Origin of the sequence: Amycolatopsis sp. WAC 01376, assembly GCF_003947415.1 — a bacterium.
Lineage (GTDB): Bacteria > Actinomycetota > Actinomycetes > Mycobacteriales > Pseudonocardiaceae > Amycolatopsis.
On sequence record NZ_QHKL01000006.1, the window covers coordinates 305047 to 324555 of the forward strand.

Here is a 19509-nt window from a genome sequence, read left to right on the forward strand (position 1 = left end):
AAGAAGCTCAAACGTCCCGCTGAAAGCGGTCACCGGCGGTCGATGAACAACCACCCCGGACCCTACACCGAACGGTCTTGAATAGACAGGCGGCATTATCGCGGACGGTTCATTGGAACTCAGTCTTGAAAAAGGTTTGGGAGCGAGCATGGTGGGTATGCCGGGTGTGTCGTGACGCGGAAACCGTGCGATTTCATGTCGAATTCTTCGAAACAGTGCGATGTGGCGAATAATCTGGTTCTCGCGTTTACCTGGCGGCGGGCGAATTCTCGGAAACCGAATGATCGAAGATTTCAGGGCTGCCTGGTCGCCGAAATTCGCTAGTGCTCCCGGCGTGACCGGTCTTGTGCGTCGGCGATGAGGTCGCGGATCCGGCTCGCGTGGTCGAGGCCGTTGAGTTCAGGTGAAGGTGGCGGTTCCGGGGTTCCGGCCGGTAGGTCGTCGTCGACGGAGAAGAGTGGTTTGCCCGGCCCGCCGAAGGTGATGGTTCCTGTGCCGTTCTTGTGCTCCACCAGGTGAGGTGGTCCCAGTTCGCCCAGGAATCGTGAGATCGTGGGTTGCCCGCGGGTCCAGGCGACCACGCGCCTGTCGGTCACCATGTAGGCGCTCGCACGCATGGCGAGGTAGCGGTGAACTCCCTTGGCCACGGAGAGCAGAACGAGCAGGCCGAGAAGGAACCAGCCACCTGGTTTATCGAAGGTGGGGTACATGGCGTAGCACGGCACCAACAGAAAGGGGACGATGACGAGGTCCTGCTTTCTGGCGAACCGGACGTGTTTCGGTGAGCCTTCCCAGAGCAGGCGTTCGCCGGGGGCGAGGGCGAAGTCGTTGTCGGCAGGGCGCGCGGATTCGTCGTCCGGCGGGATGTGGTCGTAAACGCGAGTGCTCCGTTCTGACAACTGCGAGAGCTGAGTTCGGCCGCTACCCGCGGCTCACATGTCCGTCACGATGGCGTGGCACTGATCGTCATCGCAAGGCAGGCATCCGGTTCAACGCTGTCGTGCGGCGGCGTGGCCGCGATGATGGTGTCCAGCACGGCGCGCGCGGCCGCGAGATCGGCTACGGCGCTGTCGATCCGTTCACGTTCGCGGTACAGGTCGGGAAGCATGTCGGGGCAAGCCGGCGCCAATCCCTGGCCTTCGTCGACCATGCAGGGCAACAGATCGGCGATCGTGTGGGTAGTGAGGCCCGCGGCAAGCAGCGTGCGGATGTGCTGAACGGTGCGCACGTCCTCGTCCTGGTACTCGCGATATCCGCTGGGGCGACGGTGTGGCGTCAACAGGCCCTGCTCCTCGTAGTAGCGCAACAGCCGGACGCTGACCCCGGTCCGCTGGGACAAAGCTCCGATACGCACGTGCCGATCACCACACATCTCCGAGTTGACTCTCACATCCATGTGAGACTCTAACGTCTCGCTCATGACAACACCGGAGCCGACAAGCCCGCACAGCAACCCTGTCACCGTCATCGGCCTCGGCCCCATGGGCACGGCCCTCGCCGAGGCGCTTCTGAATCAGGGCCACCCTCTGACAGTGTGGAACCGCACTCCAGGCAAAGCCGAGGATCTCGTCACCAAGGGTGCCCGCCGAGCGGCGACCGTCGCCGATGCGGTGTCCGCGAGCCCTGTCACGATCATCTGTCTCAAGGACTACGAGACCACGTACGGGATCTTCGAGTCCGCCGATGACGCCCTGAAAGGCCGCGTCCTGGTGAACCTCAACTCCGGCACGCCGACGGAGGCACGCAGGGCACTCGACTGGGCGGCCGAGCGTGGAGCGGAGTACCTCGACGGTGCGATCATGGTGCCGCCGCCGCTCGTCGGACAGCCTGGGTCCGTCTTCCTGTACAGCGGTTCGCGGGACGTCTTCGACAAGGCCGGGGTGGCGCTGGCGAGCATGGGGGACCCGCGGTTCCTCGGCTCCGACCCCAGCCTGGCGGTGTTGTACAACGCGGCACTGCTCGAAATGATGTACGCGACCATGAACGGCTTCCTGCACGCCACCGCCATGGTCGGCTCGGCGAACGTCTCGGCGGTCGAGTTCAGCGAGCTCGCGCTGGGCTGGTTCATGCCCTCGGTGGTGGACTCGACCCTGGCCGAGCAGGCGCCCGACCTGGACAAGGGCAACTACCCCGGTGACCTCGGCACCATGGAAATGAACCTGAACGCGCTCGAGCACATCACCCGGACCTGCGTGGAACAAGGCGTCCACTCCGATCAGCCGCGACTGATGAAGGAGATCGCCGAACGGGCGATCACCGAGGGCTACAGCGGAAAGAACTACTTGGCCGTGTTCGAGATCTTCAAGAAGGCGACGCCTGCCACGTGATCCCGTTACCCGTGAGCGCATCAATCGATCGGTTGATACGCCGGGCTCGCGGTTGATCCGGGGATCAGTCGTTCCGTCGATGTTCGGCGATGCGTCTCGCCAGCACGCTGATGCGCATGTCGACAAGTGAAACAAGTGCCGGCCCAGTCGCCCTTCGCGAACGGGCGCTCGCGCCGGATCTCGCTCGTGGGTTGATGCTCGCGTTGGTCGCGCTGGCGAACTCGGTGCTCTACCTCTATGACCGCCCGTACGGCGCGCGACAGCACATCGTCGAGCAAGACCTGCTCGACCGGGTGGTCAGCATGCTCAACGTGGTTTTCGTGGAGGTACGCGGCTATCCGATGTTCGCCGCGTTGTTCGGTTATGGCGTCGTGCAAATGGTGCGGCGGCAGCAGGCCACGGGTATCCCGGACCACGACATCAGCCGGGCGCTGCGGCGACGGTTCCGCTGGCTGATCGTGTTCGGGTTCGTCCATGCGGTACTGCTGTTCCCCGGTGACGTGCTCGGTCTGTACGGGGTACTGGGGTTCGCGCTGCTGGCGATGCTGCGGGTCAAGGACCGGACTTTGCTCATCATCGCCGCGGGCTGGCTGGTGGTGGTCGCCTTGGTCCAGGGGATCGCCTACGTGACCCCGCAGGGCAGCGGACAACGTTCCTTCTTCTGGTCCTTCGCGGTCAGCGACCCGGCCACCGCCCTCGCCCTGCATCCGGTGGAATGGGTGATGACACCGCTGGGAATGCTCGGCGTCGGCAGCGCCGTCCTGGTCGGTGTCTGGGCGGCGCGGCGCGGGGTGCTCACCGAGCCGGAACGGCACCGCACGCTGCTGGTCCGCACCGCGATCGGCGGACTCGTCGTGGCGGTGGCCGGTGGCTTGCCGATGGGTCTCGCGGTCGGCGGATTCTGGACCCCGTCGTCCGGTCTGGTCATGTGGGCCTTTTCGGCCGCGCATTCGGTCACCGGGGTGGCGGGTGGTCTTGGCTATGCGGCCCTGATCGGCTTGCTCGCGTCGCGGTTCCGTGACCGGAGTGGCCCGGTGGTCCTGGCGATAACCGCGTGCGGGCAGCGCTCACTCAGCTGCTATCTGTTCCAGTCGGTGGTTTTCGTCGCGTTGCTGATGCCCTACACCTTGGGCCTCGGCGGCACTTTGGGATCGGCCGGAGTCGCGTTGCTGGCCTTGGGCACCTGGCTGGTGTCGGTGCTGCTCGCCGACCGGATGCGGCGGGCGGGCAAACGCGGACCCGCGGAGGTTCTGCTCCGGCGGCTGACCTATCGGAACTCCCGCTGACAAGATGGGCCGGGTGACGTCGATGGAGGAACGGCTGGAACGGCGATGGAACCGGGCGTGGGCGCTCGCTCCGTACGGGCTGCTCGGCCTCGCGACCGTCCTTTCCCTGGTCTTCGATGCGGCCACCTGGCCGGACCGGCTGGTCACCCTGGCCATCGTCGCGGCGCTGAGCGGGTGGCACGGCTGGTTCATCGTCGCGCATCCACAGTGGTGGGAACGTCAGACCTTGGCGATGGTCGTGTACTTCGCCGGGTTGCTGGCAGGCACCGTGGTCCTCGCGCTCCGCGGCGACAGTTTCCAGTTGTTCGTCCCGGTGTGTTACGTGCTCGCGTTCGTCGCCCTGCCCGGCTGGCTCGCCTATGCCGGGGTGGTGCTCGCGAACGTCCCGTGGCTGGTGCTGTCGGGCACCGAGATTTGGCAGACGTTGCTCAACCTCGCGATGGTGACACCGCTGGCCGCGTTGATCGGCTGGGCGATCCGGGGGATGGAACGGGAGGCGATTCGGCGCCGGAAGGCCAACAGCAGGCTCGTCGCCATGGCGGCCGAGAACGCCGAATTGCACGCGGAACTGCTGGCGCGGGCCAAAGACACCGGTACCGCCGAGGAACGCGCCCGGATCGCCAGGGAAATCCACGACACCGTCGCTCAGGGACTGACCGGGATCGTCACTCAGCTGGAGGTCGCCGAGGAACTGGCCCCGGTCGAGGGGCCGCTGCGCGGCCGGATCGGCACCGCCCGGCAGCTGGCCCGCTCGAGCCTGGTGGAGGTCCGCCGTTCGATCGAGGCGTTGCGGCCGGGCCCCCTGCACGACGCCAGGCTCGGCGACGCGGTGGCCGCCGCGGTCGCGACATGGCTGGAGCAGAACGGCGTACCCGCGACTTTCGTCATGACCGGTACGCCTCGACCGATACATTCGGAGATCGAGGTGATGGTCCTGCGGGCGGCGCAGGAAACCCTTTCGAACGTCGGCAGGCACGCCCAGGCGAACAGGGTCGACATCACCCTGTCCTATATGGAGGACGTGATAATCCTGGACGTCCGCGACGACGGCACCGGCTTCGACACCCAGGCTTCATCCGCCGGATTCGGGCTCACCGCCCTGCGCGAGCGGGCACGGCTGCTGTCCGGCACGGTGGACATCGAGTCAGCCCCCAGTGCGGGGACGGCGGTCAGTGTCAGCGTCCCGATGATCGAGGTGGCCCGATGACGTCCGTGCGGCTGGTGATCGTCGACGACCACCCGGTGGTGCGGGACGGCTTGCGGGGCATGCTCGGCACCCAGCCGGACCTTGAGATCGTCGGCGAGGCCGCGAGCGGCATCGAGGCACTGACCGTGGTGGCCGCCACCGGCCCGGACGTGGCGCTGACCGACCTGCGCATGCCCGCCCCGAGCGGCGCCGCGTTGATCCGGCTGCTCAGGGAACGCGTTCCGGCCACCCGGGTACTGGTGCTGACCACGCACGACACCGACTCCGACGTGTTGCCCGCCGTCGAGGCAGGGGCGATCGGCTATCTGCTCAAGGACGTGCCACGCGAGGAGCTGTTCCGCGCGGTGCGTGCCGCGGCTCGCAACGAGAGCGTGCTCTCCCCGTCGGTGGTCGCGCTGCTCCTCGACCGGGTCCGGCCGCGAAAGCCGGTGACCGAAGCCAAACTGAGCGCGCGGGAACGCGAAGTCCTCGCCCTGATCGCACGCGGCAAGATCAATCGGGAGGCCGCGGCCGAGCTGCACATCAGCGAGGCCACCGTCAAAACGCATCTGCTGCACATCTACGCCAAACTCGAGGTCCCTGACCGGGCCTCCGCGGTCGCCGCCGCATATCAGCGGGGAATCCTGCGGTCGGAACGCGACGCCTGAAAACTGTCCGGTGCCACAGCAGGAACAGTGGGACGCCTGCAGCCAAGCCAGGCGACGGCAGTGATTGACCGCGTTGGTGAAAAACGCACCCTGCAGGCCAAAGGGGCCTTCCGAACGGAGCGCTGCCGGGCTTATCCACCGGCCAAGCTCCCAGCAGACCAGCTGCCCGACATCGGTCAGGCGGCGGAGAGGATCTCCAGACCATGAATCCCCAAGAATTCCCAGCCCAGCGGGCTGGATCTGCTTGTGGGGTAGTTGTTGGGGTCCCGGACAGGCTCCACTGGGATGCACAGCGCGAGTCGACTTGTCCGAGGCAAAGGGGCGACTCTTGCAGGTTGCACATCGGTCGCTGAAAGGCCCCTGGTCATCACGGCTGTAGTACCGCGCGTCATGCAGCGCTGGAGGTCCCTGAAGACAGAAACGGGGTATGCGTAAGCCGGCGTCTGTTCTGTTGATCAGGGCCGAGAGTATGTGCATGGTCCCAGGTGGGGTCAAGCGTATGAGCGCAAGACCAAGCCAGGTGGTCCAGTTCGTTCACTTGGCTTTCGTGCTCGTGCGGAATTGGCGTGGCTCGGAGAGTCCGCTCATGCCGTGATAAGTGGCTTCCGCAGGCTGAGGCGGCAACAGGGCGATCAGAGGTCAGCTCGGCTTTTCGCGCAGCTGATCTGGCTGTTCGACGCAGCCGGACCGGCCACCGATGTCGGCTGGCCGAAGCCCGATCGGCTTAGCCGCAAACTCAACCCCGGCTGCGCGATGTCACCGTACGGGCTGGGAAAGTAGGAATGAGGATTCCTCAGCGAGAAATCCACCAGGACTGGATATGCCCGACCGGCGGGCACCCTGCTTGAAACCGCGTATTCCGCATGCCCTTTGCGATGTTCGGCAGACGGTCAGAGTGACGTAGGGGGCGGATTGTGCCGGGGACGAGGGTAAGGGTGCATCCCGATCGGCCGAGGCCGGTGGCACGTGGGTGACGTCGGAGTCTCAGCAGACGGACAGCACGTGCCAGGACCCAATAACGGGCGCAGCTGGCGCCAGGTATCGACGGTCACGGCGCAGCAGTCATCTGGCTTGGTCAGAAGAGGCATGCCATACCGAAACTGCTGTGTTCGACTATCGTGGCCTGAGTCACATGGCGGCTAGGTCGGGGAGGACCGCATGAACGTTCGACGGGTGGCAGTGCACAGAACCATCATTGTGGTCGACGTGGAGAGTTTCGGAGATCCCGGTCGGACGAATCGTCATCAGCTCGCGATTCGGCGAGCAGTCTATTGCGCGTTGCAGGCTGCGTTCGCAGCGGCGGAGGTGAGCTGGGCAGCGTGTCACTGCGAAGACAGAGGTGACGGGGTGTTCATCTTGGCTCCGGCGGAAACGCCAAAGACGCCGTTCGTCGACGTAATCCCGCTGGCACTTGCCCAGGCTCTGGCTCGACACAATGCTGGTCATCAGGGGCCGGACCGTGTTCGGCTTCGGATGGTCCTGCACGCCGGTGAAGTGACCTTTGACGACTATGGCGTTACCTCAGCCTCGATCAATTTGGCGTTTCGCCTCCTCGATGCCGGTGTCGTGAAAGATGCGCTACAGAGGTCGCCCGGCGTGCTCGCGCTGATCACCTCGGATTGGTTCTTCGACGAAGTCGTGCGACACAGCAGCGTGCTTGACCCTGCAGAATTTCGCTTAGTCCGCATCTCGGTTAAAGAGACCGATGCTCTCGGCTGGATTTGTCTTCCAGATCAACCGGGTCTGTCCGTCGTCGAGGCGGCCGAACCGCCTCCTCGGCCGGAAGTCGCAGTCCCGCGTCAAATGCCGGCGCAGCCGCACTCCTTCGTTGGCCGCACACGCGATATCGAGACCCTGAACGCGGAGTTGGCGCCTGGGAAGAACTCGATGTCAGGTGTGGCGATAGCTGTTGTCAGGGGCGTTGGGGGAGCAGGCAAGACCTGGTTGGCGTTGCACTGGGCCTACCGTCATCTGCGCCGTTTCCCTGACGGCCAGCTTTTTGTCGATCTCGGCGGATTTGGGCCTGAGCACGAGCCACGCTCACCGCAAGTGGTACTACGCAGATTCCTCGAGGCGCTCGGTGTCGAGTCGGCGCGTATCCCTGCTGATCCAGACGCCCGGGTTGCAATGTACCGGAGCCGGATGGCGGATCGACGGATGCTGATCTTCCTGGACAATGCCCGTGATTCCGCGCAAGTGCTGCCATTACTGCCAGGTGGTTCGTCCTGTACTGTCCTTGTGACGAGCCGCGATCATATGTCCGGCCTGGTCACGGCCTACGGTGCGCACCTTGTCCCTATCAACGTGTTGCCCCGCGAAGAGGCTCGTGCCCTGCTCGCAACTCGATTAGGAGAAGACAGGCTCACGGCCGAACCCGCTGCTGTCGAGGAACTAGTCGGATGCTGCGGCGGGATACCGCTTGCCCTTAGTATCATTGCAGGACGCGCGCACTCCTACCCGGAATTTCCACTCGCGGCGCTTGCGCGCGAACTGCGTGACACGCAGACAAGACTTAGCGCGCTGGATGATGACGACACCGCGAGCTTGCCGGCGGTCCTATCGTGGTCGATCGCCGCGCTCGCACTCGACCACGTACGCAGTTTTGCCCTTCTAAGTATTGCTCCAGGCTTCACCATTGGCCAATCTGCCTTTGCAAGCCTGGTCGGACTGCCCGCCCAAGACGCCAAACTGCATCTGCGGGCATTAGAGCGAGTGTCGTTAATTGAACAGCCAGCGCCTGGTCGATGGCGCACACATGATCTCGTCCGCTTGTACGCAGTGGACCAGGCGCGCCGCACTATCGACAGAAGTGAACTTGCCGAGGCGCTACGACGTCTCGCGGACTACTATACTCATACGGCCCTCGCCTGTGATCAGATGATCCCGCCTCTGCGGGTGCAGCCGACGCTCGATCGCCCCCGGTCGGGCTGCCACATTGATCGTTCGGCTAGCCTGACGGAGGCTTTTGCCTGGTTTGACAGCGAGCATGAGTCTTTGATGGCAATCATCCGTTTGGCTGCGGAGAAGCAATGGGACGTCATTGTCGTAGGCCTTGGGCGAATTCTCGGTGGATACCACTACCCGCGGGGAAAATTTCACGACGAACTGGTCGTCTCGCCTGTGATTATCGAAGCTGCTCAGCGGTTGGGCGATTCGGCGGAGCGGTCTCATGCTCACAGGCGCCTCGGGTTCGCGCTGGGGCTAACTGGGCAGCATTGTAACGCCATCGTGCACAATGGAAAAGCGCTAGAAATCGCCAAAAATAGCGACGATCCCTTCAATGAAGCACAGGCGCACCGCATCTTTGGATATCTATATGAACAGTCTGGCGATGAGGCGTATGCATATGAGCACGTGATGATCGCTGCACGACTGTTTCGGTCACTCAACGCTGGAGTCTACGAGGCCGAATCGCTTAATATGATGGCGTGGTATCTGGCGCGTCTGGGACGATACGACGAGGCGAACGCGAATCGAGCGACAGCACTCACTTTGAGTCGAGAGTACCGCCACCCGGCGGGCGAGGCAAACAGTCTTGACATCCTTGGGTACCTGGCACACCACACCGGGCGTCCCACCGAAGCGCTCGATTGCTACCTTAGAGCGCTCGATCTGTTCCGTGAAAGCGGCCACACGCGATGTCAGCCCGACACGCTAGACCGGCTCGGACATACATACGTTGCCCTGCGGCAAACAGCCCAGGCTGTCGAAGCTTGGCAACAGGCTCTCATGCTGTGCGAGACTCAAGGTCGGACGAGTGAAGCTGCCCGGATTCAGAAGCAACTTGACTCCGTTTGAGAGCCGGAAACGCCGCTCCGACAACCGGCGCGCACGAAAGCTGTGCTCCGATGAAGCCGAGCTGGCTTCATCCAGGCAGCGCCTGGGCCGTACTCATCGCGACGGTGGTGTCTGACTGGGCGCATCCAGCTTGGTCTGAGTGCGACGCTTACGATGAGGTTGCCCACTTCGCTACGTCAGTCCGCGGAGCTCGGCTTCGCAGCTTCTGTCCCAGCGGTTTCGATCTATCGCGATCAGCTGGCCCTCGGCATGCCGATCATGGGCCTCCGGATGACCCTTACTTCAGCTTGCGGCGTGTGCGCCGGCGTAAGGCGCCTTGCGGCGGCTAACAAAACTGGCGGAGGGCGGCTGCTCGTGACTTCGGGCTTGGCCAGCGCAATCGGATGTCAACCGCCTCCTGGCGAGTCAAGGCAGGCCATGTCGACGGGCTGCCGCCGCCGTGCGTATCGTCTGGTGAAGGTCGTGGAACGCTCTTGTGATGGGGCCTGACCTTCGAGAACCTGCGCGACCCTCCACCGCCAGGTTAGGTTCAAGCAGGGCCCTGCCTGTGGCCGTGACCATCGCCAAGATCGCTCAGGTGCTGGGCGAGCTTGTGATCAGCGACGACTGATCATGCGGGTCGCTGCGAGTGGATCGGCGCACGGCAGTTGTCGGTGCTCTTCGGTATGGTCGCTCCGTATGCGGTGAAGGGATGGATCATGGCGCTGACGACCTCCCTGGCGGGTCGAGTCCGCAACACGAGCTTGCCCAAGAGTCACGCGCTCCTGCCGCTCCTCGAGGCAATCGTCAACGGTATTCAGGCGATTGACGCGTGGCAGGAGTACTCCGCAGTGCCTGGCCGGATCGACGTGAGGGTGCATCGCGACGCACAGGTCGAGTTCGACTTCGGTCCATCGGGTCCTGGGCGCGCCCCGATGAAGCCGATCGTCGGCTTCACGGTCGAGGACAACGGCGTGGGATTCACGGCTCAGAACATGTCCTCGTTCGAGACGTTGGACAGCGGCTACAAGTCGGACCTCGGTTGCCGCGGCGTCGGACGACTGCTGTGGCTCAAGGCCTTCGACAGGGTGTCGGTCCGCAGCGCGTACGAGGACGAGGGCGGTCAGTTACGAGGACGCCAGTTCAGGTTCTCGGTCGATCGCGAGGTCGAGCACGGCGGTGACGCGGACGGGTTCACGCGCACTGGTGCGGTGGTGAGCCTCGACGGTTTCAAGAAGTCTTTCCAGCAGCACGCGCCGAAAGGCGTCGACGCCATCGCGCGCGAGGTGTTCGAGCACTGCATCTGGTACTTCCTCCGGCCCGGCGGCGCGCCTATCGTGATGATCGCGGACGACGACGAGTCGGTGTCGCTGGCAGACCTGATGGACGAGTTCGTCGACTCGGCGATGTCGTCGTCGGTGATCGAGGTCAAGGGCAAGAAGTTCGACATGCTGAACCTTCGCCTCAAGTCGTCTACACGCAACTCCGTACCCCGTCTCCACTGGTGCGCGGCAAGCCGCGTCGTCATCGAGGAGAACCTGAGCGGGAAAGTGCCAGGGCTCCACGGCAAGCTCAAGGACCAGAAGTCCGGCGAATTCGTCTACGCGTGCTATCTGACATCGGATTACCTTGACGACCGTGTCCGGTCCGATCGGACGGCGTTCGACATCAGCGAACACAACGCTGGGGAGACGCTCGTCGACGACCTCTCGCTAGACGACATCCGGGAGGCCGTCCACGAAGAAGTCGGAAAGATCCTCCAAGATCCGCTCAAGTCCGCTCGTGAGCAGGGCAAGCAGCGCATCCACGACTTCGTGAGCAAGCATGCTCCGCGGTACCGACCGGTCCTGGCCAAGATCGAGGAGCGTGGGATCACGGTCGATCCATCGGTCAAGGACCAGGACCTTGAGTTCCTGCTCCATCGGCACCTGCAGAAGATCGAATCCGAAGCGCTAGTACAAGGACAGGAGATCTTTGCGGAAGCCGACTCGGAGCCGGGGGAGGATTACGCGGAGCGGCTCGCGACGTACCTCAGCACCGTCAGCGAGATCAACCAATCAGACCTGGCCGCCTACGTGGCGCGCCGCCGAACGGTGCTGGATCTACTCGAGCGTCTGATCCGCGCGGACAAGGACGGAAACTACAGCCGAGAGGACGCGATCCACACCTTGATCGTTCCCATGCGGACAGACTCCAATGAGGTCTCCTCCGAAGGCTCGAACTTGTGGATCATCGATGAGAGGCTCGCATTCCACGACTACCTCGCGTCCGACAAGACGCTGAAGAGCATGCCGATCACGGGGTCCGTTTCCACCAAAGAGCCCGACATACTCGCGACGCGTCTCAACGACTCGCCGGTGCTGGCAGCGGAGGGGCAGAAGCTGCCGCTGCCGTCGATCGTCGTGGTCGAGATCAAGCGTCCGATGCGCAAGGACGCTACCGAGGACAAGAACCCGATCCAGCAGTGCCTCGACTATGTCAAGAGGATCCGCGCAGGAGGCGTGCTGACCGCGACGGGGAGACCAATCCCACCGACACAGGAGCCCCCAGCCTTCTGCTACATCATCGCCGACCTCACGGCCAAGATGATCGAGCGGTGCGAGATCTCAAACCTGCGGCCGACTCACGACGGCCTCGGATACTTCGGCTTCAATGACTCAGCCAAGGCGTACATCGAGGTCATGAGCTTCGATGGGCTGGTCAACTCGGCCACGGAGAGGAACCGGGCGTTCTTCGACAAGCTGGGGCTGCCCAGCTAGGCGCATCATGCGGTCGAGGTCTCCATGACTCTCATGCTCGAGCCGATTCTCCGCAGTGCCGCATCGACCCGCCGACACCCAGGCGATCTGCCACGTCCTCGTGCGCGAGCACGAGGGCACCGACCTTTCTGGCATACACGCCGACTTCACCGGCGACGCGGTCCTCTCGTACACGTGCCAGCAGTTGTTCGCGCGGGCAGACCGGGACCTTGATGTCGATCGGGTCGAGTCGTGCCGAATCTTTAGGCCGAGCTGTGGACAGGAGCCCCGTGGACATGTTGGGCTGAGACCCGGCCGAACCTGACGTGGTCGGCCATTTTCCATCCTGCGATGTCGAGGAGCGGCGCCCTGAGCCTGTGGGAGTACCTCCGAGAGAACTGGATCGACGTCGTGAACGACGCGATCCTGCACGTGGATCTCACCCTGGCGGCGATGGCACTGGCCGTGCTGGTCGGCATGACGATCGGCCTGCTCACCTACCGGCGGCGGTGGCTGGGCGCGATGGCGACCACGACGACGGCGGCGTTCCTGACCATCCCGTCGATCGCGCTGCTGGGCATCCTGATCGGCCCGTTCGGGCTGGGGTTGACGAATGTCCTGTGCGCACTGGTGCTCTACGCACTGCTGCCGATCACGCGCAACACGATCGTCGGGCTGCGTGGCGTCGATCCGGCCGTGGTGGACGCGGCGCGTGGTATGGGGTTCGGCCGCGTGCGGCTGCTGTTTCGCGTGCGGCTGCCGCTTGCCTGGCCGGTGATCCTTTCCGGCATCCGGGTCTCGACGCAGATCACGATCGGTATCGCGGCCATTGGCGCGTATGTCAAGGGTCCCGGCCTCGGCAACGAGATCTTCGACGGGCTCGGCCGGTTCGGCTCGGTCAACTCGCTGAACCAGGTGCTCACCGGAACGCTCGGGATCATGGTGCTGGCGCTGCTGTTCGACCTGGCCTTCGTGGTGGTCGGCAAGCTGACCACACGGCGACGTCCCCTTGCCCGCCGAGGAGTGGCTCCGACGACGTCGGGGGGAGCGGCCGGAAAGGGCGGCGAGACGATCGAGCTGCGGGACGTCAGCAAGCACTACCCCGGGCGAGCGGTACCGGCGGTCGAAAGCCTGACGATGCGCATCCCCGCGGGTGAGATCGTCGTGCTGACCGGTCCGTCGGGGTGCGGCAAGACGACCACGATGCGGATGATCAACCGGCTCGTCGAGCCCACCGCTGGCGTCGTCACGATCGGCGGCACCGACGTGTCGGCGCTCGACCTCGACGAACACCGGCGCAACACCGGCTACGTCATCCAGCAGGTCGGGCTTTTCCCGCACCTGCGAGTGGACGCCAACATCGGCGTGGTGCCGCGGGTGCTCGGCTGGACTCGACGACGCATCGCCGGCCGCGTGCGCGAATTGCTCGACGTCGTCGGCCTGACCCGCGAGTACGGCATCCGGTACCCGCGTGAGCTTTCCGGTGGTCAGCAGCAGCGCGTCGGTGTGGCGCGGGCGATGGCCGCGGACCCGCCGGTCATGCTGATGGACGAGCCGTTCGGCTCCACCGACCCGATCACGCGCGCCCGGCTGCAGGACGAATTCCTTCGCCTGCAACGGGAAGTGCGCAAGACGATCGTGTTCGTCACGCACGACTTCGACGAGGCGCTGAAGGTCGGTGACCGGATCGCCGTGCTGCGGCCGCGGTCGGTGATCGCTCAGTACGACACGCCCCAGGCGATCCTCGCCGCGCCGGCGGACGACTACGTCGCGAGCTTCGTCGGCTCGAAGCGGAATCTGAAGCGGCTCGCGCTGATCCGGGTGGGTGACCTCGGCCTCCGGCCGTCGGCAGAGCCGGACGGCTTGCCTCAGGTCCGGCCCGACGCCACCCTGCGGGACGTGCTGGACGTGATGGTGCGGACCGGCAGCACCGAGGTCGTGGTCACCGAGGACGGCACCGCGCGGCCGCTGGGGGTGTGCGACGTGCCCAGCCTCGTCGCGGCGCTCAGGCTTACAGAGGAGGGACCCACCGGCGAGGCGCCCGCGCCCGCGGACACAGGGGAGGCGCCACCGCCGGGCACGGACGCCACGGTGCCCACACGGCCTCGTCGGCGACGGCTCGGGTTGCTGGTGCGCCCGGTCCTGCTGACCATCGCCTTGCTGGCGCTCTTCATGATCGTGCGTGCGCATCCGATCGACTCGATCGAACAGCGTTTCCTCAACGCCGGCGAGATCTTCACCGAACTGGGCGCGCACCTGCGGCTCACCCTGATCTCGACGGCGTGCACGATCGCCATCGCCCTCCCGCTCGGCATCCTGCTCACCCGCGCCGGCGCCCGCTGGGCCCGGCCCATCGGACTGGGGCTGGGCAACCTCGGCCAGGCGATCCCGTCGATCGGGCTCGTCGTGCTGCTCGCGCTCTGGATCGGCACGGGCACCGCGACGGCGGTGACGGCGCTCGTCGTCTACGCGACCTTGCCGGTGCTGCGCAACACGATCGTCGGTCTCGACGACGTCGATCCGACCCTCGTCGACGCCGCGCGCGGCATGGGCATGGGCAAGACGGCCGTCCTGTGGCGGATAGAACTGCCGCTGGCCGTCCCGGTGATTCTCGCCGGGATCCGGACCGCGCTGGTGCTCACCGTCGCGAGCGCGACGCTGGCGACCTTCATCGACGGCGGCGGTCTCGGCGGAGGGCTCGTCGCCGGGATCGGCCTGGACCGCCCGATCCTGAGCCTGACCTTCGGCATCATCGTCGCCGCACTGGCGCTCTTCGTCGACTGGCTGGGGCTGGTCGCCGAGGAGTTCCTGCACCCGCGCGGCATGTAGCTCGACCGACTTCAAGGAGGATCGACCCATGCGGATGCTTCAGCGCACGACCGCAGCCGTGCTCGCGCTCGCCGTGGCAGCGGCGCTCACAGCAGGCTGCACGATCGGCAAGGACGAGACCGGCGCCCAGGTGGGCGCGGGTTCCATCACGAAGATCGACGCGCTGAACGGCGCCCAGGTCCGCGTCAGCTCCAAGGAGTTCGACGAGCAGCTGCTACTCGGTCAGATCGCCCTCGTCGCACTTCAGGCGGCCGGGGCCAGCCCGCAGGACAAGACCAACATCACCGGCTCGAGCAATGTCCGCCGGGCGCTCACCAGCGGCGCGGTCGACCTGTATTGGGAGTACACCGGCACCGCCTGGATCAGCTACCTGAACCAGACCAAGCCGATCAGCGATCCGCAGGCGCAGTACGAAGCGGTCAAACAAGCCGACACCGCCAACGGCGTCACCTGGTGGGCACGTTCGCCCGCCAACGACACCTACGCCCTCGCCGGGAACCCGGCGACACTGGCCCGGACCGGCGTCAAGACGCTGTCCGACTACGCGGCCCTGGTGAAGCGGGACCCGGCCGCGGCCTCGACTTGTATGGGCCCCGAGTTCAAGAGCCGGGACGACGGATTCCCCGGCCTGGCGAAGACCTACGGGTTCACCCTGCCCGACCCGCACGTGCACCTGCTCAACGACGCCGTCGTCTACACGAGCATCGGCAAGGGGGACCCCTGCGGCTTCGGCTCGGTCGCCTCCACCGACGGGCGCGTGGCCGCGCAGCAACTCACCGTGCTCGAGGACGACAAGCACTTCTTCCCGACGTACAACCCCGCGATCACGATCGCCACTCCGCTCGCGCAGAAATACCCGCAGCTGGAGCAGGTCTTCACGCCGATCGCCGCGAAGCTCGACACCGCGACGCTCACGGACCTGAACAAGAAGGTCAGCGTCGACGGCCAGAAGCCCGCCACGGTCGCCCGCGACTGGCTCAAGTCGGCGGGTTTCATCAGCTGAACCGCCTGTCGCCGCGGCGGGCGGGAAAGGATCGATCAAGCCGGACAAGTCGCCGGCAGGGGACCCGGGGCGCGACTGTCCACACGGGACGCTAGCCCGGATCAGGGTGCGCGATTTGGGTGCTTTGTGCAGCTGTGAGAGGGGGTCGTGAGTGGCAATGAGGGTTAGAGTCAAGGGTGTCTTAGGTACCTACGTGGTTGAGGCTGCGGTTGATGCCAGGCCCCGGACTCGGTCATCGCCACGTTCGCCCCACAGGCGCCAGCAGCCACAACAGTGGCGCGTGAAGGCCCCCTTCCCTCGGCTCAGCCGAGGAAACTCGACCTTCACACCTCCCCCCGGTACCCAAAGGACTCCAGCCAGGCGCTCACGTGAGTGGTCGCGGTTCGTGGGGATGTCGTGAAGGGCCCCTTTGAGACGATGAACGTCTCAAAGGGGCCCTTCACGCGCAGAACCCGAGTACATGAAGGACCCCATCCTTGCGCCTAGGTACAGGAAGGGGTCCTTCATGTACTTCAACCCGGCATCACGTCATCACGCAAGAAGCGCCACAGGTCACGCAGTAGGTACCCAAGGGGAAGCTCGCTAGAACGACCATTGCCACTCACGACCCCCTGACAAACGGCCCATTTCGTCATCATCGGACATTCAGTCATCGAAATTTGTCCACAGTGGACGCAAGGACGCGCCGGATTCCGCCCATTTCGTCACGAATACGAGGAGCTTCCCGTCATCCGAGGCAGGCGCGGACGGCTTTGGTCAGATTCGCCGCCCTGGGGTCGTCGGGCCGGAAGCCGACGAACAACAGCAGCAGGATCACCGGAAGCCCGATCGTCATGATCATCGTGCTGGGATTGCGCAAGGTGTGCTTGGTGTTGCGCCGCACCATGGTCACCGCGAAGAACACGTCGTCGAGGTCGGGGGTGGTGTGCACGGACAACCCGTCGACTTCGATCGCGGCCTGCTCCAGCCGGTCCAGGAGTGCCCGCAGCGCCGAGACGCCGCCGTCGCTCGGAACCTGCAGGGTGAGGGCATCGTCGTCACGGGTCGACCCGCCGAGAGCGCGGGCCGCCGCGTCGAGACCGGCCGTGTCACCGAAGCGAAGCCGCACGTGGCCGCCGGGGATTCCGCGTTTGAGTTCGTCCGGGGTGCCGGACGCGACGAGCTTGCCGTGGTCGAGGACGGCGATCCGGTCGGCCAGTTCGTCGGCCTCCTCCAGGTACTGCGTGGTCAGGAAGATCGTGACGCCTTCGGCCACCAGTTCGCGGACGATCTGCCACATCGTGTGGCGGCTGCGCGGGTCCAGGCCGGTGGTCGGCTCGTCGAGGAAGATGATCCGCGGGCCGCCGACCAGCGTCATCGCCAAGTCCAGGCGGCGCCGCATGCCACCGGAGTAGGTCGATGCCTGCTTCCCGGCAGCCTCCACGAGATCGAACCGATCGAGCAGTTCGGCGACTCGCCGTCGGCCCTCCGCACGACCGAGATGGTTCAAGTCGGCCATGAGGACGAGGTTCTCCTCGCCGGTGAGCAGGTCGTCCACCGCGGAGAACTGGCCGGTGACCCCGATCGCGCGGCGGACCGCCTCCGGTTCCTTCGCGAGGTCGTGCCCGGCGATCCACGCTCGGCCGCCGTCGGAGCCGATCAGTGTGGACAGGATCCGCACGGCGGTGGTCTTGCCCGCCCCGTTCGGGCCGAGCAGTGAGAACGTCGTGCCTTCGGCGACGTCCAGGTCGATGCCGTCGAGCACCACCTTGTCTCCGAACGACTTGCGCAGCCCGGTCACCGTGATCGCCGATCGTGCTCGTGTGCTGGTCATGTTCCCCCTCTCTTCTTCGTGGCGCTGTCGGCCACGGATGAAAGGAGAGTGCGAGCGGCCGGTTTCACCATGGCTTCATCGCGGTGTCGCGCGGTCCGAAGTACTCTGTGATACTTTGTACTGGTACTCGGTGGCACTGGGTACTGGATGTCGAAAGGGGGCACGATGGACGATCTGACCGAGATGCTGAAGGGCACGCTCGAGGGTTGTGTGCTGCAGATCGTCGGCGGCGAGGAGACCTACGGGTATGCCATCACGCGTCGCTTGAACGAACTCGGCTTCGCCGACGTCGTCGAAGGGACGGTGTACACCATCCTGCTGAGACTGGAAAAGAACGGGCTGGTCCAGGTGACGAAACGGCCGTCCGAGCAGGGGCCGCCGCGCAAGTTCTACGCGCTCAACGACGCGGGGCGTGGAGAACTCGCGAGGTTCTGGGCGAAATGGGAGTACGTCAGTTCGCGGATCGACAAGCTCAAGGAGGGCGGGAAATGAACTTCTGGGAGACCATCACCGGTAGCGATCTCACCAGGGAATGGAAGGCGTTCGAAGTCCGGGCCAAGGCCTTGCCCGCCGACCACCGATCGGCGTGGGAAGCGATCACGGCGCATCTTTCTTCCTATTCGGACTTCAGCGGACGGAACCTGACGCCGATTTTCGACGCCGCTTTGGGGCTGCTCGAGGAAACCGCGGCGGACGGGCAGAACGTGCACGACGTGCTGGGCGATGACATCGAGGGCTTCTGCGCGGCGCTGGCCGGGGGAGAACGTGGCCGTGGCTATCGCGACCGCTGGCGCGAGCAGCTGAACAGGAACGTCGCCAGGAAACTGAAGCAGCTGGGAGGCTGACATGGGCATCCAGGACATCATCGAGGGCAAGAAGCAGTGGCGCGCGCACGTGGCACGGGTCAAGGCGCTCCCGCCGGACTATCGGATCGTCTACCAGGAGATGCAGAAGTACCTTTTCAAGGTGGGACCGGTCGACCTCGCCGACGGGCCCCTGCTCCCCGGGATCGTGGACTTCTTCGAGGAGGGTGCCGCGTCCGGCAAGGGAGTACTGGAACTCATCGGCGACGATGTCGCCGCCTTCTGCGACGACCTGATCAAGGACTCGCCCACCTACGCGGACCTCTATCAGGAGTCCATCGGCGGGGCGGGGAAGTAGGTGGCCTTTCCTTGTCAGGTCAGGGTTTCGAGTAGGTCGGCAGCGGCGGAGACACCGTTCTCCGCACGGATATCGACGTCGAGTTCTTCCGCCCGCTGACCCATCTCGGTGTCGCTGGAAAAGGTCCGGAAAGTCTTGATGCGATTTTGACGGGCTGAGGCTGTGAGCATTTCGCCGGCTTCAAGGTGGTCAGGAGGTCTTCATGGCGAGGTTCCGGACCGGCCACGGGAGCCGGCCTCGTCTTGAGTGTCCATGTGCGGTTTCGGCGGGGGTCGTGAGTGGCGATTCGGGTTAGAACCAAGGGTGTCTTAGGTATCTACGTGGGTTCCGGCTGCGGTTGATGCCGGGCCCGGTCCGTTAAGGCCTCCAGCCAGGCGCTCACGTGAGTGTTCGAGGTCGTGGGGATGTCGTGAAGGGCTCGACGGCGGCCCCATCGGAAGCACTGAAGCAGCCGCCCGCTCATCCTCGCTACTCACGACCCCCGGACCAGGCACGAAACGGCCGGATATCGATACGCCTCGCCACGGGCTTGGAAGCCTGCGGCGGCAGCCGTGTTCGCTCCTTCTGGCGGTAGCGCTACAATGAGTCACGTATCGTGAGGTCGTTCAGACTGTGTGGAACCGGTCGGATTGTGGCCTCGGGCGGGCCACCGAAAAATGAGGCGAGCCGAGCACCTGCCAGCGGGCATGACGTACCCCTCTGCGGGGTAACTGCTCCTGAG

Annotated in this window: 14 protein-coding genes; 11 read left to right on the forward strand and 3 right to left on the reverse strand. The window is 65.0% G+C overall.

Annotated features, from left to right (window positions below; genetic code table 11):
* Window positions 1–320: 320 nt before the first annotated feature.
* Entirely contained in the window at window positions 321–899 is a 579-nt protein-coding gene (locus tag DMH03_RS28355) for a hypothetical protein (RefSeq protein WP_125795037.1), read from the reverse strand.
* Between the two features lie 44 nt (window positions 900–943).
* Complete coding sequence (locus tag DMH03_RS28360) at window positions 944–1306, reverse strand: MerR family transcriptional regulator (RefSeq protein ID WP_370310892.1); 363 nt, start codon at window positions 1304–1306, stop codon at window positions 944–946.
* 112 nt (window positions 1307–1418) lie between these two features.
* On the opposite strand from DMH03_RS28360, the gene DMH03_RS28365 reads away from it, so the two are divergent.
* The 8 genes from DMH03_RS28365 (at window position 1419) to DMH03_RS28400 (ending at window position 15814) form a co-directional block, all read left to right on the forward strand.
* Window positions 1419–2327, forward strand: coding sequence for an NAD(P)-dependent oxidoreductase (locus DMH03_RS28365; RefSeq protein WP_125795039.1), 909 nt, complete (start codon window positions 1419–1421; stop codon window positions 2325–2327).
* Between the two features lie 116 nt (window positions 2328–2443).
* Window positions 2444–3613 (forward strand): DUF418 domain-containing protein, encoded by a 1170-nt coding sequence (locus DMH03_RS28370; RefSeq protein ID WP_125795040.1) that lies wholly within the window; start codon window positions 2444–2446, stop codon window positions 3611–3613.
* 22 nt (window positions 3614–3635) lie between these two features.
* Entirely contained in the window at window positions 3636–4820 is a 1185-nt protein-coding gene (locus DMH03_RS28375; RefSeq protein WP_233611724.1) for a sensor histidine kinase, read from the forward strand.
* Window positions 4817–5467, forward strand: coding sequence for a response regulator transcription factor (locus tag DMH03_RS28380; protein WP_125795042.1), 651 nt, complete (start codon window positions 4817–4819; stop codon window positions 5465–5467). The genes DMH03_RS28375 and DMH03_RS28380 overlap by 4 nt, the downstream gene beginning before the upstream one ends.
* A gap of 1158 nt (window positions 5468–6625) precedes the next feature.
* On the forward strand, window positions 6626–9265 hold the full coding sequence (locus tag DMH03_RS28385; RefSeq protein ID WP_125795043.1) for a tetratricopeptide repeat protein: 2640 nt from the start codon (window positions 6626–6628) through the stop codon (window positions 9263–9265).
* Window positions 9266–9963: 698 nt separating this feature from the next.
* Window positions 9964–12003: an ATP-binding protein gene (locus DMH03_RS28390; RefSeq protein WP_125795044.1), complete on the forward strand. Its 2040-nt coding sequence runs from the start codon at window positions 9964–9966 to the stop codon at window positions 12001–12003.
* 330 nt (window positions 12004–12333) lie between these two features.
* Entirely contained in the window at window positions 12334–14811 is a 2478-nt protein-coding gene (locus DMH03_RS28395) for an ABC transporter permease subunit (protein ID WP_125795045.1), read from the forward strand.
* 28 nt (window positions 14812–14839) lie between these two features.
* Complete coding sequence (locus DMH03_RS28400; protein ID WP_125795046.1) at window positions 14840–15814, forward strand: glycine betaine ABC transporter substrate-binding protein; 975 nt, start codon at window positions 14840–14842, stop codon at window positions 15812–15814.
* Window positions 15815–16541: 727 nt separating this feature from the next.
* Here DMH03_RS28400 and DMH03_RS28405 read toward each other — a convergent pair.
* Window positions 16542–17627, reverse strand: coding sequence for an ATP-binding cassette domain-containing protein (locus tag DMH03_RS28405; RefSeq protein WP_125795047.1), 1086 nt, complete (start codon window positions 17625–17627; stop codon window positions 16542–16544).
* A gap of 165 nt (window positions 17628–17792) precedes the next feature.
* Here DMH03_RS28405 and DMH03_RS28410 point away from each other — a divergent pair, with 165 nt between their 5' ends.
* From DMH03_RS28410 to DMH03_RS28420, 3 genes are read left to right on the forward strand one after another with little or no spacing between them, the layout of a single operon-like run.
* Window positions 17793–18119 (forward strand): PadR family transcriptional regulator, encoded by a 327-nt coding sequence (locus DMH03_RS28410; RefSeq protein WP_125795048.1) that lies wholly within the window; start codon window positions 17793–17795, stop codon window positions 18117–18119.
* On the forward strand, window positions 18116–18472 hold the full coding sequence (locus DMH03_RS28415; RefSeq protein ID WP_125795049.1) for a DUF1048 domain-containing protein: 357 nt from the start codon (window positions 18116–18118) through the stop codon (window positions 18470–18472). Before DMH03_RS28410 ends, DMH03_RS28415 begins: the two co-directional genes overlap by 4 nt.
* Before the next feature lies 1 nt (window position 18473).
* The gene (locus tag DMH03_RS28420; RefSeq protein ID WP_125789133.1) at window positions 18474–18788 is read left to right on the forward strand and encodes a DUF1048 domain-containing protein; all 315 of its coding nucleotides are present in this window, start codon (window positions 18474–18476) and stop codon (window positions 18786–18788) included.
* The last annotated feature ends 721 nt before the right edge of the window (window positions 18789–19509 follow it).

Bases quoted from the DNA above. Each gene is read 5' to 3' on its own strand.
- DMH03_RS28365 (WP_125795039.1), top strand. From the start codon at position 1,419: ATGACAACACCGGAGCCGACAAGCCCGCACAGCAACCCTGTCACCGTC.
- DMH03_RS28370 (WP_125795040.1), top strand. From the start codon at position 2,444: ATGTCGACAAGTGAAACAAGTGCCGGCCCAGTCGCCCTTCGCGAACGG.
- DMH03_RS28375 (WP_233611724.1), top strand. From the start codon at position 3,636: ATGGAGGAACGGCTGGAACGGCGATGGAACCGGGCGTGGGCGCTCGCT.
- DMH03_RS28380 (WP_125795042.1), top strand. From the start codon at position 4,817: ATGACGTCCGTGCGGCTGGTGATCGTCGACGACCACCCGGTGGTGCGG.
- DMH03_RS28385 (WP_125795043.1), top strand. From the start codon at position 6,626: ATGAACGTTCGACGGGTGGCAGTGCACAGAACCATCATTGTGGTCGAC.
- DMH03_RS28390 (WP_125795044.1), top strand. From the start codon at position 9,964: ATGGCGCTGACGACCTCCCTGGCGGGTCGAGTCCGCAACACGAGCTTG.
- DMH03_RS28395 (WP_125795045.1), top strand. From the start codon at position 12,334: ATGTCGAGGAGCGGCGCCCTGAGCCTGTGGGAGTACCTCCGAGAGAAC.
- DMH03_RS28400 (WP_125795046.1), top strand. From the start codon at position 14,840: ATGCGGATGCTTCAGCGCACGACCGCAGCCGTGCTCGCGCTCGCCGTG.
- DMH03_RS28405 (WP_125795047.1), bottom strand. From the start codon at position 17,627: ATGACCAGCACACGAGCACGATCGGCGATCACGGTGACCGGGCTGCGC.
- DMH03_RS28410 (WP_125795048.1), top strand. From the start codon at position 17,793: ATGGACGATCTGACCGAGATGCTGAAGGGCACGCTCGAGGGTTGTGTG.
- DMH03_RS28415 (WP_125795049.1), top strand. From the start codon at position 18,116: ATGAACTTCTGGGAGACCATCACCGGTAGCGATCTCACCAGGGAATGG.
- DMH03_RS28420 (WP_125789133.1), top strand. From the start codon at position 18,474: ATGGGCATCCAGGACATCATCGAGGGCAAGAAGCAGTGGCGCGCGCAC.